Below are 14,259 nucleotides of genomic sequence, written 5' to 3'. Positions count from 1 at the left end.
TCCCCTCGGGCTTTCTACGACCCTACGCCGCCAGCCGCGCCACCGCCGCGACGGCCGCCACCGGGTCGTCATGCAGCGCGACGACGCCCACCGCCGCCAGACGCGCCGCGGCCTCCGCCATCGAATACCCTGCCAGCGCCGTATGTCCGGCGGCGATCGCCACCACCAGCGGCTTGGGCGGGGGCGACAGGCGCAAGGCCTCGGCCAGCGCGTCCACCCGCCCACGCAACGGCCGGGACGCCAGCACCGTGCAGAACAGGATCGCCCGCACCTCTGGCCGCGCCGCGAGTTCATAGGCGATCGCCAGGCGTTCCGCGGAGGTTTCCGCCGGCCCGCCATGGGCATTGTCCATGAAGCAGGCGGCCGGTGCCCCCGCATCGGCCAGCAGATCGACCAGCATCATGCCCAGGCCGGCGCCGGCACTGACCAGCGCCACGCTGCCCCCCGCCAGTTCGACGAAGGAAAACCCCATCGCCGCCGCGCGTTGTTCCAGCGGGGTGCGGGCCGCGGCCTCCAGCACGACCGAGGTCGCGGTGTCGGCCGCGTCGTGCCGCAGCCCGGCCGCGTCGTCGCGCATGATCCGGGCGTCGGCCGCGACCAGGCGCCCGTCCGGCAGCAGGGCCAGGGGGTTGATCTCCAGCAGTTCCAGATCCTCGGCGATCATGACCGTGGCCAGGCGGCGGACCAGGCGTGCGATCTTCACCGCGAGGTCGGTGGGGAAGCCCTGACGCAGCCCAGCGAGGATCACCGACGCCGCATGCGGGTCGCGGGTGGAAAAGCCGATGGCCAGCGGCGGGGGGCCTTGCTCGATCTCCACCCCGCCTTCGGCCGAAGCCAACAGCGCGATGGTCTGGGCCGTGCCGTCGACGCGCAGCGACAGGTAGATCTCGCGCTGGATCGGCAGCGCTTCCTCGATCAGCAGCGGCACGTGGCCCGCCCCGGACGCCCGGACGGCGGCCACCGCGTCCGCGCAATCGCCGGCGCCAAACACCCGCACCAGGCCGCGCTTGCCGCGCCCGCCCTCAAGCACCTGGGCTTTCGCGACGCCGGTGCCCGGCCAATCGGGGGCTGGATCGGTTGCGCTTATCAACGATCCATGCGGCACTGCGATGCCATGGCGGCGCAGCAGCGCCTTGCCTTCGTGTTCCGTCAACCGCATTGGATTCCCCTCAAGTGACCGCATTTTTGCAGGCGTTTCCACGCCGTGTCGTCGTGTTCAACCCGGCCGGGCGCTATGGCCAGGCCCAAGTCGCGGCAATGCGCGCCGCCGGCACGCAGATCGTGGCCGGCATCGCGCCGGGTCGCGGCGGCACCGTGCTGGACGGCGTGCCGCTGTTCGACGATGCCCGCGACATGCCCGAACCGGCCGATGCGGCGGTGCTCTACACCCCGCCCGAGGGGCTGTTGGAAGCCGTCGGCATCTGCGCCGACCTGCATATCCCGACCATCGTCGCCGCGGCCGAATACGCCCCGCTGCATGATGGGCTGGCCGCCGCCCAGGTGGCGCGGGCCGCCGGGTCCTGGCTGGTCGGGCCGAATACCCTGGGGCTCTGTGTGCCCGGGGTCGGCGTGCTTGGCTCCATCGCGCCGGATTTCTGTGCGCCGGGCCGGGTCGCGCTGCTGTCGCGCAGCGGCACGCTGACCCTGGCCATGGCACGGGCGCTGACCACGGCCGGCATCGGCCAGCGCATCGTGGTGAACATCGGCGGCGACGCGGTGATCGGGCGCAACCCAGATGAATGGGTCGCGGCCGTCGCGGCCGATCCGGGTGTCGATGCCGTGGTCTATTGCGGCGAATTGGGCGGCACCAAGGAATACGCCCTGTGCGAGGCGATGCCCCAGAAACCGCTGGTCGCGATGATCGTCGGCCGCCACGCGCCGGCGGGCACGCGCATGGGTCATGCGGGTGCTCTCGCGGGGGCAGAGCGGGAGACCGCCGCCGCCAAGATCGCCGCCCTGGCCGCCGCCGGCGCCCTGGTCGCCGATGGCCCGGCCGAGGTGATCGCGGCCCTGCGCGGCGTGCTGCGGTAGACGATCACTCGGCGCGGATGCCGGTCGCCGCCGCCAGGGCTTTCCACTGCGGGACCTCCCGCGCCATGCGCGCGGCCAGTGGCCCCGGCCCGTTCAGCAGCAGTTCCGCGCCGGACTCCTGCAGCCGTTCCTTCAACAGGCTGCCCGCGACCAGCGGCGCGCAATCGGCGACGATCCGGGCAGCGACCTCGGGCGCCAGGCCACGGCCGCCGAACATGCCGTACCAGATGGTGATGGCGTAGTCGGGCACCATCTCCCCGGCGAAGGGCACGTCGGGCCAGGGGGCGATGCGCGCGGGGCCTGTCACCGCGATGGCGCGCAACCGGCCGTCGCGGACATGCGGCATCGATTCGATGGTCCCCGTCACCAACAGGTCGGTATCCCCGGCATAGAGCGCATTCACCGCCTGCCCCGCGCCGCGATACGGCACATGCAGCAGGTCGATCCCCGCCCGCTGCGCCAGCAGCGCGCCGCCCAGATGCGTCGTGCTGCCGCTGCCGGAGGAGCCGTAGGAGATCTCACCCGGTTTCTGCCGCGCCAGCGCCAGCAGCCCGGCCAGGTCCCGCACCCGCCCATCCGGCTTGGCCAGCAAGGCCATCGGCGCATCCGACACCATCGAGATCGGCGTCAGGTCACGGAACGGATCATACCCCGGATCGCGCACCAGCGCCGGCAGGATCGCGACCGAGGAGGTCGTGAACAGCAGCGTATGCGGGTCATTCGCCTGCACCACCGTCTGGATCCCCAGCGCACCCCCGGCCCCCGGCCTGGTTTCCACGACAAAGGGCTGGCCGGTGCTGCGCGACAGGGTGTCGGCGACGACGCGGGCCGGAACCTCGACCGGCCCGCCCGGGGCGAAGGGGACGATGAAGCGCACGGGTCGCTGCGGCCAGGCGCCCTGCCCCAAGGCCGGTGTTGCGAGGAGCGGGGCGGCCAATATCGCGCGGCGCGTCAGGGACATTTCTTGTTTCTCCCATTTCATTTGGCGGTTCCATTTGGCGGTTCCGTTGACATCATCAACCATTTTGCTAGCCTCGCCAAGATAGGGAGACAAACATGCCAAATCGCCGCAGCCTTATCCTCGCGGGGCTCAGCCTGCCCGCCCTTGGCCGCGGCGCCGCGGCTTGGGAGCCGACGCGCCCGATCCGCCTGGTCGTCCCCTTCGCCGCCGGCGGCCCCGCCGACCTGTTTGCCCGGGTGCTGGCCGAGGCGATGGCGACCCGCCTCGGCCAGCCCGTCGTGGTCGAAAACCGCACCGGCGCGGGTGGGGTCACGGGCGTGGATGCCGTGGTCAAGGCCACCCCCGATGGGCATGTGCTGGCGCTGACCGGGGCCGCGGCCATGGCGATCGCGCCGTCGCTGCCGCAGCCCATGCCCTTCCAGGTCGATCGCGACCTGGCGCAACTCACCCTGGTAGCGCGGGTGCCGGAGGTTCTGGTGGTCCATGCCGGCGATGGCATTCCCGATGTCGCGACCCTGATCCTGCGCGGGCGGGATGGGGCGCTGCAATATGGCTCGGCGGGCGCCGGCAGCATCACGCATCTCGCCTCGGCGCTCTTCGCGCTGGAAGCCGGCATCACCGCCGAACACATTCCCTACCGTGGTGCCGCACCGGCGGTGACCGACCTGCTGGGGCGCCGCTTCGCCTATATGATCGCCGATGTGCCGGTGCTGATCGCCCACATCCGCGCCGGCACGCTGAAGCCGCTGGCGGTGACGACGGGCGCGCGCGTCGCCGCCCTGCCCGACGTGCCGACCACGGCCGAGGTCGGCTTGCCGCGCGTGCTGTCCGACAATTGGTATGGCCTGGCCGCCCCGGCCGGGGTTCCGCCCGATGCCCTGGCCCGGTTGCACACGGCGGCTGTCGAATCCCTGCGCGACCCCGCCCTGATCGCCCGCTTCGCCTCGGTAGAGGCCATCGCGGCACCGATGACGCCGGCGGCGACCTTGGCGTTCATCCAATCGGAACAGGCCAAATGGGCGCCGCTGGTACGACAGACGGGGGTGACGACGCTTTGAGCGCTTTCGGCTTCGCCTCTCGCCTGCCGGCGTTGCTCGGCATTCGCGTGCCGATCGTGCAGGGCGGCATGTCCTGGGCGTCGTCCTCGGCCGCGCTGCCGCTGGCGGTGGCGCGGGCGGGGGGGCTTGGCGTCATTGCCGCCGGGCCGATGCGCCCCGATGCACTGGTCGATGCCATCCGCGAAATCCGCGCCGGCACCGATGCGCCGTTTGCCGTCAACATCCCGCTCTACAACAAGCGTTCCGCCGAATTCCTGGACATTGCGGAAGCCGAGGCGGTGCCCATCCTGATCGTCAGCCAGGGTGGCCCGCGCGCGCATCTGGCGCGCTTCCATGCGCGCGGCGTGAAATGGATCCACGTCGTCGCCGGCCCGGACCACGCGACCAAGGCCGAGGCCGCCGGGGTCGATGCGCTGATCGTCGTGGGTGGCGAGGCCGGTGGCCATCCCGCGCCGGATGAGGTCTCCGCGCTGGTGCTGGTGCGCTCCGTCGTGCGGGCCACCGCCTTGCCAGTGATCGGCGCCGGCGGGGTCGCCGATGGCGCCGGGATCGCGGCGATGTTCGCCTTGGGTGCGGAGGGCGCGCAATTGGGCACGCGCTTCCTGATGACCGAGGAAGCCTCGGTCCACGCCGCCTACAAGCAGGCCGTGCTGGGCGCGGGCATCGCCGATACGCGCCTGGTCGGGCGCGGCGGCCTGCCGGTGCGGCAGATCCGCAACGCCTTCACCGATGCGGTGGATGCCGCCGAACGCGCGGGCATGGGCAAGGACGACCTCGCCACGCTCTACATGTCGCATACGCTGAAGGAAGCGGCCCTCGATGGCGACGTCGCCCTTGGCAAGGTCGAGGCCGGGCAGACCGCCGGGCTGATCGACGACTGCCCCCCCACCGCCCTGGTCATGCAGCGCTTGATCGAAGAAGCCGAGGCCGCGCGCAGAAGGATGATCGGATGAGCGTCGTCGTCACCCATGCCGAGGGCGTGCGCCGCATCGCCCTGGACCGGCCGCAGAAACGCAATGCGCTGGATACCGCGACCATTGCCGCGCTATGCGACGCGCTGGTGGCGGCCGGGGCCGATGCATCGGTGCGCGCCATCGTCATCACCGGCAATGGCCCGCATTTCTGCGCCGGCGCCGACCTGGCCGAGATGCGCGCCAATCCGGGCGACCGCGAACGCTTCGCCATGACGGGGTGGATGATGGATGCACCCCGCACCATCGGCAAACCGATCATCGCCGCGGTGCATGGTTCGGCCCTGGGCGCCGGGGCGGCGCTGGCGCTGGCCTGCGATGCGGTGGTGATGACCGATGATGCCTGCCTGGGTTGGCCGGAGGCCCGGCACAAGATGATGCCGCGTGTGGTGGCGCCTGGGCTGATCGCCCGCGTGCCGCCCGGCGTCGCCTTCGACCTGCTGGCCACCGGCCGCCCCATGCCCGCGCCCGAGGCGCTGCGCTTCGGCCTGGCCGCCCGCGTCGTGCCGCCCGAAGCCCTGCTGACCGAGGCCACCGCCCTGGCCACGGCCGCCACCCTGCTGCCGCCCGAGGCATTGCTGGAACTGAAGAAGATGATCGCCGGATGACACCTCTCGCTGGCCTGCGCATCCTGGATTTGTCGCGGGTGCTGGCCTGCCCCTTTGCCTCGATGATCCTGGCCGAATTGGGGGCCGAGGTGATCAAGGTCGAACAACCCGGCGCCGGCGACGAAACCCGTGGCTTCGAACCCTTTGCCCAAGGGGCGGATGGCGAAACGGTCTCGGGTTACTTCATGGCCTGCAACCGGGCCAAGCGCAGCATCACGGTGAACCTGCGGCATCCGGAAGGCATCGCGATCATCCGCGCCCTGGCCCAGCAATCCGATGCGCTGGTGGAGAATTTCCCGGTCGGCACGCTGAAGCGCCGGGGGTTGGACTGGGCCTCGCTGCACCCGATCGCGCCGCGGCTGGTGATGCTGTCCTGCACGGGCTTCGGCCAGACGGGGCCTTATGCGAAGCGCAAGGGCTACGACACCGTCTTTCAGGCCATGGGCGGCCTGATGTCGCTGACCGGCGAACGCGGTGGCGGGCCGGTCAAGCCGGGCTTGCCGGTGGCCGACCTGACCAGCGGGTTGTGGGCCGCGATCGCCCTGCTGGCGGCGCTGCGCGGGCGGGATGCGACCGGCCAGGGTGCCCATGTCGATCTGTCGATGCTGGAGGGCCAGGTATCCCTGCTGACCATCGCCGCCGCGCGGTTTTTCGCGCTCGGCGAAGTGCCGCCGCGCCTCGGCACCGAACACCCGGGCCGGGTGCCGACCGCGTCGTTCCGCTGCGCCGACGGCCGCTTCCTGCACATCACCGCCAGCGACCAGCATTGGGCGCCGCTGTGCCGGGCGCTGGGGCTGCCGGACGACCCCAGCCTTGCGACGAACGCGGCGCGGCTGGTCGCGCGGGAACACGTCATGGCGATGCTGACCGCCGCGCTTGCGGGCATGACCCGGGCGCAGGCCGTGGCGGCGCTGGATGCGGTCGATGTGCCGAACGGGCCGGTGCTGGCGCTGGATGAGGTCCTGGCCGACCCCCATGTCGTCGCGCGCGGCGCGGTGCAGGCTTTTGACGACCCAGTCCTGGGCAGTTTCCCATCCCTGCGGCTGCCGTTCCGCTTCGATGGCTTCGACGACCCGCAGGCGACGACCCGCCCGCCATCCCTGGGCGAACACACCGACGCGATCCTGGGTGGGTTGGGGTATAATCACGCGCGCATCGCCGCATTGCGGGCCGAGGGGGCCATATGACCGAACCCGTTCTGATCACCATCGACGACGGCGTGATGACGCTGACCTTGAACCGGCCGCAGGCGCGCAATGCCCTGAACCTGGCCATGTGCGCCGCCCTGCATGCCGCCGCCCGTGGCGCCACCGAACAGGCGGTGCGCGCCGTGCTGATCCGCGCCAATGGCCCGGTCTTCTGCGCCGGTGCCGACATCAAGGAACGCCAGGGCATGGGCGATGACGCCATCCGCGCCCGCCGCCTGCGCGCTTTTGCCGCCTATGACGCGCTGGAGAGCCTGGCGATGCCGGTGGTCGCCGTGGTCGAAGGCCCCGCCATCGGATCGGGCGTGGAAATCGCCGCCATCGCCGATTTCATCCTGGCCACCCCCGCCGCATCCTTCCGCACGCCGGAAGCGCTGTGGGGCACCGTCGGCGCGACCCAGCGCCTGCCGCGCATCCTGGGCAAGCGCCTGGCCAAGGACATGATGCTGACCGGCCGCACCCTGTCGGCCGAGGACGCATTGGCGCAGGGCCTCGTCTCCCGCCTGGTCGCGCCCGATGCGGTGGAGGCCGAGGTCGCCGCCATCCTGGCCCCCATGCTGAAGGCCCCCGCCGCATCCCTGGCCATGGCCAAGCGCTGCATCGAGGAAGGCCTGGCGCGCGACCCGCGCGGCGCGCTGGCGACCGAGCTGCTGGCGATCGAGGACAGCCTGGCGGCCGCCGACTGGAAGCGCGCCATGGCCGGGTTCGGCCAATGACCGAGATCTGGGCGCCGCTGCGCATATCCGACCTGCTGGACCGCAACGCGACCCATTTTCCGGCCGCCGAAGCCCTTGTCGCCGGCCCCGTGCGGCTGAGCCACGCGGGGCTGCGCGATGAGGCACGCGCGATGGCGCGGTCGTTGCTGGCGCTGGGGCTGCGGCGCGGCGATGCGGTCGGGTTGCTGTTCGCCAATACCGCCGAATGGGTCGTCGGATTCTACGCGGCGGGGTTGATCGGCTGCATCTCGGTGCCGCTGAACACGCGCTGGCGCGCGAATGAAATCGCCCATGCGCTGCGTCGCGCCGATTGCCGCGCGCTGTTGATGGCCGACCGCTTCCTGCGCCAGGATTTCGTGGCCTTGCTGGCCGAGGCGGAACCCGCGCTGCTGACCGCCCTGCCCGGCACCGCCCTGCCGCTGCTGCGCCACGTCGTCGTCACCGGCACGGATGTGCCCGCAGCCGCGCTGCCGATGGGCGCGTTCCGCGCCGCGGCCGCGACCGAGGCCGAGCTGGAGGCCGCCATCGCCGCGGTCACCGACCAGGACGCGCTGCTGGTGCAATTCACCTCCGGCACCACCGCCTTTCCCAAAGGCGTGTTGCTCAGCCACCAGAACATGATCCGCAACGCCAGCGCCTGCGCGCTGCGCCTGGGCGTGCGCGACACCGACCGCTACCTGAATTGCCGCCCCTTCTTCCATGTCGCGGGCAGCACCTTGTCGCTGCTGGTCTGCGCGGTCACCGGCGCCTGCCTGGTCACCCCCCCGACCTTCGAAGCCGGCGAGGCGCTGCGCCTGCTGGCGACCGAGCAATGCACCGTCACCAGCGGCAACGACAGCATTTTCCAACTGATGCTGACGCATCCCGATTTCATTCGTGACCGGCTGCACCTGCGGGCCGGCTGGGCCGCCGCCGGGCCGCAGACCATGCGCCGCATCGTCGATGACCTGGGCATCCGCGACCTGGCCTGGGCCTATGGACTGTCCGAGGCCTCGCCCAATGTCGTGCTGTCGGACTACCGCGAACCGCTCGACCTGCGCATCGCGGGCCTCGCCCTGCCGCATCCGGGGATCGAGATCCGCATCGCCGATCCCGATACGCTCGCGCCCGTGCCAGCGGAGAGGCGCGGCGAAATCCAGGTGCGCGGCTGGTCGGTGATGCTCGGCTACGTGAACGACCCCGAGGCGACGGCCCGCGCCATCACCGCCGATGGCTGGCTGCGGACCGGTGACCTCGGCAGCCTGACCACTGATGGGCGGCTGCATCTGTCGGGCCGGTTGAAGGATGTCCTGCGCGTCGGTGGGGAGAACGTGGCGCCGGCCGAGGTCGAGGAAGCCCTGCTCGCCCATCCCATGATCGCGATGGCCCAGGTCGTCGGCGTGCCGGATGCGCGGCTGGGGGAAGTGCCGGTCGCCTTCGTCCGCGCGACGGATGGCGCGCTGCTGGACCCCGCCGCCGTGCTGGACTGGCTGCGCCCGCGCATCGCCAATTTCCGCCTGCCGCGCCGGCTTTGGCTGGTGGAGGATTTCGAGACCATCGGCATGACGGCCTCCGGCAAGGTGCAGAAAGGCCAGTTGCGGACCGAAGCGCTGGCGCGCATGGGCGCGGAGGCGCCCGCCGCGTGAAGGAGGCCGCAACCATCAAGGACCTGCTGTCCTACCGCGTGCACCGCCTGGCCAATGCGCTGTCGCGCGGTGCCGCGTCGCGCTACCGGCGGGAGTTCGGCGTGTCGCTGATGGAATGGCGGACGATCGCGTTGCTTGGCGGTTTCGCGCCGATGGCGTTGAAGGATCTGGCGAAGCAATCGGGCCTGGACAAAGGCCAGGCCAGCCGCACGGTCTCGGGGCTGGTCGCACGGGGTTTCGTGCTGCGGGAGGCCGGGCGCGGCGATGCGCGGGAGATCACCTTGCGCCTGTCGCCGGCCGGCGTGGATCTGCACCAGGGGCTGATGGCCGCCGCCCGCGCGCGCGACGCGGCCTTCATGGCCGCCCTGCCGCCCGAGGAACGCGCGCTGCTGGAAGACGCCATCGCGCGGCTGACCGAGGTCGCGCGCAAACAGGCCTAGTCGTGGGCGCTGGCCGGCAGCGCCAGGCCCAGGTTCTGCCGCAGGGTCGTGCCCTCATATTCCCTGCGCACACGCCCGCGCCGTTGCAGTTCCGGCACCACCTGGTCGACGAAATCATCGAGGTCCCCGGGCATCACCGGCGGCATCAGGTTGAAGCCATCGGCCCCGTCCTCATCGACCCATTGTTCCAGCGTATCGGCGATCTGGCTGGCGGTGCCGATCGCCATCAGGAAGCCGCGCGCGGCGGCCGTGCGTTCATACAATTGCCGGATGCTCAGGTTTTCGCGCCGTGCCATGTCGACCAGCACCTGGCGGCGGCTTTGTCCGCCTGTGGTCTCGGGAATTTCGGGCAGCGGCCCATCGACCGGATAGGGCGACAGGTCGAAACGCCCCAGCAGTTCCGACAATTGCGCGATGCCGACGCTGGGATGGATCAGCCCTTGCAGGTCGGCGAATTTCTGTCGCGCCTCGGCCTCGGTCGCGCCGACGATGGTCAGCAGGCCGGGCATGATTTTCAACGTATCCGGTGTGCGGCCATGCTGGGCCATGCGGCACTTCAGGTCGGCGTAGAAGGTGCTGGCCGCGGCCAGGGTCGGTTGCGCGGTGAAGACGACATCGGCGGTTCGCGCAGCCAATGCCTTGCCATCCTCGGATGATCCGGCCTGCACGATGATCGGCCGGCCCTGCACCGAACGCGGCGCGTTCAGCGGCCCGCGCACACCGAAATGCGCGCCGCGGTGATGCAGGAAGCGCAAGCCCTTGGGATCGAAGTATCGCCCGCTCGCCTTGTCGCGGGGAAAGGCATCGGGTGCCCAAGAATCCCACAGACCCATCACGACATCGGCGAATTCGCTGGCACGTTGGTAACGATCGCCATGCGGTGTCTGGCGATCGAGGTGGAAGTTCATCGCCTCCGATTCTGTCGTGGAGGTCACGAGGTTCCATCCCGCACGCCCCTCGCTCAACATATCAATCGAGGCGAACTTCCGGGCGATGGTATAGGGCTCGTTGTAGGATGTGGAGGCCGTCGCCACGAGGCCGACGTGTTTCGTCACCACCGATAGCGCGGCCAGCAGGGTCACGGGTTCGAACACCGCGGCGCGGGCGGTATGGCTCAGCGCATCCAGGTCCCAATCGCGGATGCCGGTGCTGTCGGCCAGGAAGACCATGTCGAAAAAGCCACGTTCCGCCGTCTGCGCCAGGCGCGCGTAATGCGCGAAGCTGAATTCCTGGGCGATATCGGTCTGCGGATGCCGCCAACCTGCCTGATGGTGACCAAAGCCGTGCAGGAAGGCGCCAAGTTTGATCGGACGGGACGACATACGGAATTCCCCATGCTGCGCCATGCCGTGTAGCGTTGTGCTGCGATGCAAAAGAACGGACCCGCGGCACTGGCTTGTCAACCATGCGCGGAGCACGGAAGGGGTTTTGATGCCGACACGTAGACACCTGATCGGCGCGGCCGGCCTGATGGCCGTGGCCGCGCGCGCATCGGCGCAGGGCAGTTATCCGACGCGGCCCGTCAGGCTGGTCGTGGGCGCGCCGCCCGGCGGCGGCAATGACATCGTGGCACGGTTGCTGGCCGAACGGCTTGGTCGCCACTTCGGCCAGAATTTCGTCGTGGACAATCGGCCCGGCGCATCCGGCGCGCGCGCCGCGGAATGGGTCACGCAGCAGCCCGCCGATGGCCATGTGCTGCTGCTGGCCAATGTCGCGACGCATGCGATCAATGCCGTGCTGGTCAAGGATTCCACCTTCGACGCCGATCGCGACAGTGTGCCGGTCGCACCGATCGGCACCAGCACGAATATCCTGGTCGTGACCCCCAGCCTGCCGGTGCAATCGGTCGCGGAACTGATCGCCTATGCCCGCGCCAATCCGGGCAAGTTGAACTACGGCTCCGCCGGGTCGGGCGGCTCGGTCCATCTCGCCGGCGAATTGTTCAAGCTGCGGACGGGCGTGGATATCGTGCATGTGCCCTATCGCGGCGCGGGGCCGATGGTGACCGATCTGATGGCCGGCACGGTGCAACTGGCTTTCGACAACTACCCCTCCTCGATCGGGGCGGTGCGTGGTGGGGCGTTGCGGGCGCTGGCCGTCACCTCGGGCGAGCGCTGGCCGCTGGCGCCGGAACTGCCGACGATGATCGAAAGCGGCGTGCCGGATTTCACGGTCACCACCTGGTTCGGCGTCACCGCGCGCAGCGGCACGCCGGATCCGATCCTGGCCGCCCTCTGGAGCGCCATCGACGGCATGCTGGCCCAGGCGGATTTCCAGCAGGCGCTGGCGGCCATCGGCGCGGTGCCGATGCCGATGGGACGGGTCGATTTCGGGCGCTTCATGACCGGCGAACAGCAGCGCTGGCGGGATATCGTAACAGCCGCGCGGGTCACCCTGAACGACTGAGGTCGTTTCCGAGCAGGCTCCGGTGGCGCAGCCGCCCCGGAGGCCCCACATTGCCGGCATGGATCAGATCATCCCCGCCGAATTGTTCATGCCGCCGCCCCGCCCGGCGCCGCCCTTCACCAAGGCGCTGAAGGTCGTCAGCCCCTACGAACCCGCCGGCGACCAGCCGGAGGCGATCAAGACCCTGCTGGCCGGCCTGGCCGCCGGCGAACGCGACCAGGTGCTCCTGGGCGTCACAGGCTCGGGCAAGACGTTCACGATGGCCAAGGTGATCGAGGCGGTGCAGCGCCCGGCGCTGGTGCTGGCGCCGAACAAGACCCTGGCGGCGCAATTATACGGGGAAATGAAGTCCTTCTTCCCCGAAAACTCGGTCGAATATTTCGTATCCTACTACGACTACTACCAGCCCGAGGCCTATGTGCCGCGGACCGACACCTACATAGAAAAAGACAGCCAGATCAACGAACAGATCGACCGGATGCGGCACAGCGCCACCCAGGCGCTGCTGGAACGCAACGACGTGATCATCGTCGCCTCGGTGTCCTGCATCTACGGCATCGGCTCCGTCGAAACCTATTCCAACATGACGATCAAATTGGAACGCGGCGGGCGGATCGACCGCGACGTGCTGATCAAGGGCATGGTCGAACAGCAGTATCGGCGCAACGACGTCGCATTCGAACGCGGCACGTTTCGCGTGCGTGGCGAGAACATCGACCTCTGGCCCAGCCATATGGAAGACCGCGCGTGGCGCATCACGCTCTTCGGTGACGAGGTCGACAGCATCCGCGAATTCGACCCGCTGACGGGTGAGATCGCGGGCGAGATGGAACGCGTCTCGATCTACGCCAACAGCCATTACGTGACGCCCCGCCCGACGCTGCTGCAGGCGATCGGCGACATCAAGCGCGAGTTGAAGGAACGGCTCGCGGAAATGCATGCCGAGGGCAAGTTGCTGGAAGCCCAGCGCCTGGAACAGCGCACCACCTTCGACATCGAAATGATGGAGACCACCGGCTCCTGCAAAGGCATCGAGAACTACAGCCGCTACCTGTCGGGCCGCCGTCCCGGCGAACCACCGCCGACCCTGTTCGAATATTTGCCGGACAATGCGCTGCTGATCGTGGACGAAAGCCACGTCACGGTTCCGCAGGTCGGCGGCATGTACAAGGGCGACTATTCCCGCAAGGCGATCCTGCGCGACTTTGGGTTCCGCCTGCCCTCCTGCATCGACAACCGCCCGCTGAAGTTCGAGGAATGGGAGCGGTTCCGCCCGGACTCCGTCTTCGTCAGCGCCACCCCCGGCCCCTGGGAAATGGAGCGCACCGGCGGCGTTTTTGCGGAACAGATCATTCGCCCGACCGGGCTGGTCGATCCGCTCTATGACATCCGCCCCGTCGAGGGCCAGGTCGATGACCTGCTGGCCGAATGCCGCACCGTCGCGGCGCGTGGCGGGCGCGTGCTGGTCACCGTCCTGACCAAGCGCATGGCCGAGGACCTGACCGAATACATGACCGAGGCGGGCATAAAAGTCCGCTACCTGCATTCGGACGTGGACACGCTGGAACGCATCGAGATCATCCGCGACCTGCGCCGCGGCGTCTTCGATGTGCTGGTCGGCATCAACCTGTTGCGCGAGGGGCTGGACATCCCCGAATGCGAGCGCGTCGCCATCCTGGACGCCGACAAGGAAGGGTTTTTGCGGTCGGTCACATCCCTCATCCAGACCATCGGCCGCGCGGCGCGCAACGCCGATGGGCGGGTGATCCTCTATGCCGACGTCATGACCAACAGCCTGCGCATGGCGCTGGAGGAAACCGACCGCCGCCGCGCCAAGCAGATCGCCTACAACACCGAACACGGCATCACGCCGCAAAGCATCAAGCGCGATATCTCCGACGTGCTGCAATCGGTCTACGAGCAGGATTACGTCACCGTCCCCGCCAACGAAGGCGACAGCACCACCAACTTCGTCGGGAAGGACCTGCGCGCCGCCATCGCCGATATGGAAAAGAAGATGCGCGCCGCCGCCGCCGACCTGGAATTCGAGACCGCCGCCCGCCTGCGCGACGAGATCAAGCGGCTGGAGGCCCTGGACCTCGGCCTGGTGCCGAACGAGGCCGGGCGGTCCCTGCGCGAGTCCACCCCCTTCCGCCCGGTGCCGATGGGGCCGGGCGGCGGCGGCTGGGACCCGAAGAAGGCCAAGGGCGGCAAGGCACGGCGCGGCAAGGGCTGACG

General features: G+C 69.7%; 13 protein-coding genes. 10 read left to right on the top strand and 3 right to left on the bottom strand.

The genetic code is table 11. The features are described 5' to 3' along the window. Positions 1-22: 22 nt before the first annotated feature. A complete protein-coding gene (locus ACQW02_RS07880) occupies positions 23-1,159 on the bottom strand; it encodes an ATP-grasp domain-containing protein (RefSeq protein WP_431284718.1) in 1,137 nt (378 codons plus the stop codon). Between the two features lie 14 nt (positions 1,160-1,173). Between ACQW02_RS07880 and ACQW02_RS07875 the strand changes: the two genes are divergently transcribed. Continuing rightward, positions 1,174-2,031 (top strand): CoA-binding protein, encoded by an 858-nt coding sequence (locus ACQW02_RS07875; RefSeq protein WP_431284717.1) that lies wholly within the window; start codon positions 1,174-1,176, stop codon positions 2,029-2,031. Between the two features lie 4 nt (positions 2,032-2,035). Here ACQW02_RS07875 and ACQW02_RS07870 read toward each other — a convergent pair whose 3' ends face one another. Beyond that, positions 2,036-2,992 carry a Bug family tripartite tricarboxylate transporter substrate binding protein gene (locus ACQW02_RS07870; protein ID WP_431284716.1) on the bottom strand — a complete coding sequence of 319 codons (957 nt, stop codon included), beginning with the start codon at positions 2,990-2,992 and terminating at the stop codon, positions 2,036-2,038. Positions 2,993-3,087: 95 nt separating this feature from the next. Between ACQW02_RS07870 and ACQW02_RS07865 the strand changes: the two genes are divergently transcribed. Genes ACQW02_RS07865 through ACQW02_RS07835 form a run of 7 tightly spaced genes read left to right on the top strand, consistent with a single transcriptional unit; the run spans position 3,088 to position 9,615 of the window. After that, positions 3,088-4,050, top strand: coding sequence for a Bug family tripartite tricarboxylate transporter substrate binding protein (locus ACQW02_RS07865; RefSeq protein WP_431284715.1), 963 nt, complete (start codon positions 3,088-3,090; stop codon positions 4,048-4,050). Next, positions 4,047-5,003 carry an NAD(P)H-dependent flavin oxidoreductase gene (locus ACQW02_RS07860; protein WP_431284714.1) on the top strand — a complete coding sequence of 319 codons (957 nt, stop codon included), beginning with the start codon at positions 4,047-4,049 and terminating at the stop codon, positions 5,001-5,003. Before ACQW02_RS07865 ends, ACQW02_RS07860 begins: the two co-directional genes overlap by 4 nt. Then, positions 5,000-5,629 (top strand): enoyl-CoA hydratase/isomerase family protein, encoded by a 630-nt coding sequence (locus tag ACQW02_RS07855; protein ID WP_431284713.1) that lies wholly within the window; start codon positions 5,000-5,002, stop codon positions 5,627-5,629. The genes ACQW02_RS07860 and ACQW02_RS07855 overlap by 4 nt, the downstream gene beginning before the upstream one ends. Beyond that, positions 5,626-6,816, top strand: coding sequence for a CaiB/BaiF CoA transferase family protein (locus ACQW02_RS07850; RefSeq protein WP_431284712.1), 1,191 nt, complete (start codon positions 5,626-5,628; stop codon positions 6,814-6,816). The genes ACQW02_RS07855 and ACQW02_RS07850 overlap by 4 nt, the downstream gene beginning before the upstream one ends. Beyond that, a complete protein-coding gene (locus ACQW02_RS07845; RefSeq protein ID WP_431284711.1) occupies positions 6,813-7,550 on the top strand; it encodes an enoyl-CoA hydratase/isomerase family protein in 738 nt (245 codons plus the stop codon). The genes ACQW02_RS07850 and ACQW02_RS07845 overlap by 4 nt, the downstream gene beginning before the upstream one ends. Continuing rightward, positions 7,547-9,175, top strand: coding sequence for an AMP-binding protein (locus ACQW02_RS07840; protein ID WP_431284710.1), 1,629 nt, complete (start codon positions 7,547-7,549; stop codon positions 9,173-9,175). Before ACQW02_RS07845 ends, ACQW02_RS07840 begins: the two co-directional genes overlap by 4 nt. Next, the gene (locus tag ACQW02_RS07835) at positions 9,172-9,615 is read left to right on the top strand and encodes a MarR family winged helix-turn-helix transcriptional regulator (RefSeq protein ID WP_431284709.1); all 444 of its coding nucleotides are present in this window, start codon (positions 9,172-9,174) and stop codon (positions 9,613-9,615) included. Before ACQW02_RS07840 ends, ACQW02_RS07835 begins: the two co-directional genes overlap by 4 nt. Here ACQW02_RS07835 and ACQW02_RS07830 read toward each other — a convergent pair. Then, positions 9,612-10,937, bottom strand: a complete 1,326-nt coding sequence (locus tag ACQW02_RS07830) for an LLM class flavin-dependent oxidoreductase (RefSeq protein ID WP_431284708.1) — start codon at positions 10,935-10,937, stop codon at positions 9,612-9,614. The two genes, ACQW02_RS07835 and ACQW02_RS07830, sit on opposite strands and share 4 nt — an antisense overlap. A gap of 109 nt (positions 10,938-11,046) precedes the next feature. Between ACQW02_RS07830 and ACQW02_RS07825 the strand changes: the two genes are divergently transcribed. Further along, positions 11,047-12,021: a Bug family tripartite tricarboxylate transporter substrate binding protein gene (locus ACQW02_RS07825; RefSeq protein WP_431284707.1), complete on the top strand. Its 975-nt coding sequence runs from the start codon at positions 11,047-11,049 to the stop codon at positions 12,019-12,021. A gap of 88 nt (positions 12,022-12,109) precedes the next feature. Continuing rightward, positions 12,110-14,257 carry an excinuclease ABC subunit UvrB gene (uvrB, locus tag ACQW02_RS07820; RefSeq protein ID WP_431285873.1) on the top strand — a complete coding sequence of 716 codons (2,148 nt, stop codon included), beginning with the start codon at positions 12,110-12,112 and terminating at the stop codon, positions 14,255-14,257. Positions 14,258-14,259 lie beyond the last annotated feature (2 nt).

It is taken from the genome of Humitalea sp. 24SJ18S-53, from assembly GCF_050632385.1.
Taxonomy (GTDB): Bacteria; Pseudomonadota; Alphaproteobacteria; order Acetobacterales; family Acetobacteraceae; genus Humitalea.
Note: the sequence above shows the minus strand (reverse complement) of the source record. Positions and strands in the feature narration are given on the sequence as shown.

Bases quoted from the DNA above. Each gene is read 5' to 3' on its own strand.
- ACQW02_RS07880 (WP_431284718.1), bottom strand. From the start codon at position 1,159: ATGCGGTTGACGGAACACGAAGGCAAGGCGCTGCTGCGCCGCCATGGC.
- ACQW02_RS07840 (WP_431284710.1), top strand. From the start codon at position 7,547: ATGACCGAGATCTGGGCGCCGCTGCGCATATCCGACCTGCTGGACCGC.
- ACQW02_RS07865 (WP_431284715.1), top strand. From the start codon at position 3,088: ATGCCAAATCGCCGCAGCCTTATCCTCGCGGGGCTCAGCCTGCCCGCC.
- ACQW02_RS07830 (WP_431284708.1), bottom strand. From the start codon at position 10,937: ATGTCGTCCCGTCCGATCAAACTTGGCGCCTTCCTGCACGGCTTTGGT.
- ACQW02_RS07850 (WP_431284712.1), top strand. From the start codon at position 5,626: ATGACACCTCTCGCTGGCCTGCGCATCCTGGATTTGTCGCGGGTGCTG.
- uvrB (WP_431285873.1), top strand. From the start codon at position 12,110: ATGCCGCCGCCCCGCCCGGCGCCGCCCTTCACCAAGGCGCTGAAGGTC.
- ACQW02_RS07845 (WP_431284711.1), top strand. From the start codon at position 6,813: ATGACCGAACCCGTTCTGATCACCATCGACGACGGCGTGATGACGCTG.
- ACQW02_RS07855 (WP_431284713.1), top strand. From the start codon at position 5,000: ATGAGCGTCGTCGTCACCCATGCCGAGGGCGTGCGCCGCATCGCCCTG.
- ACQW02_RS07870 (WP_431284716.1), bottom strand. From the start codon at position 2,992: ATGTCCCTGACGCGCCGCGCGATATTGGCCGCCCCGCTCCTCGCAACA.
- ACQW02_RS07825 (WP_431284707.1), top strand. From the start codon at position 11,047: ATGCCGACACGTAGACACCTGATCGGCGCGGCCGGCCTGATGGCCGTG.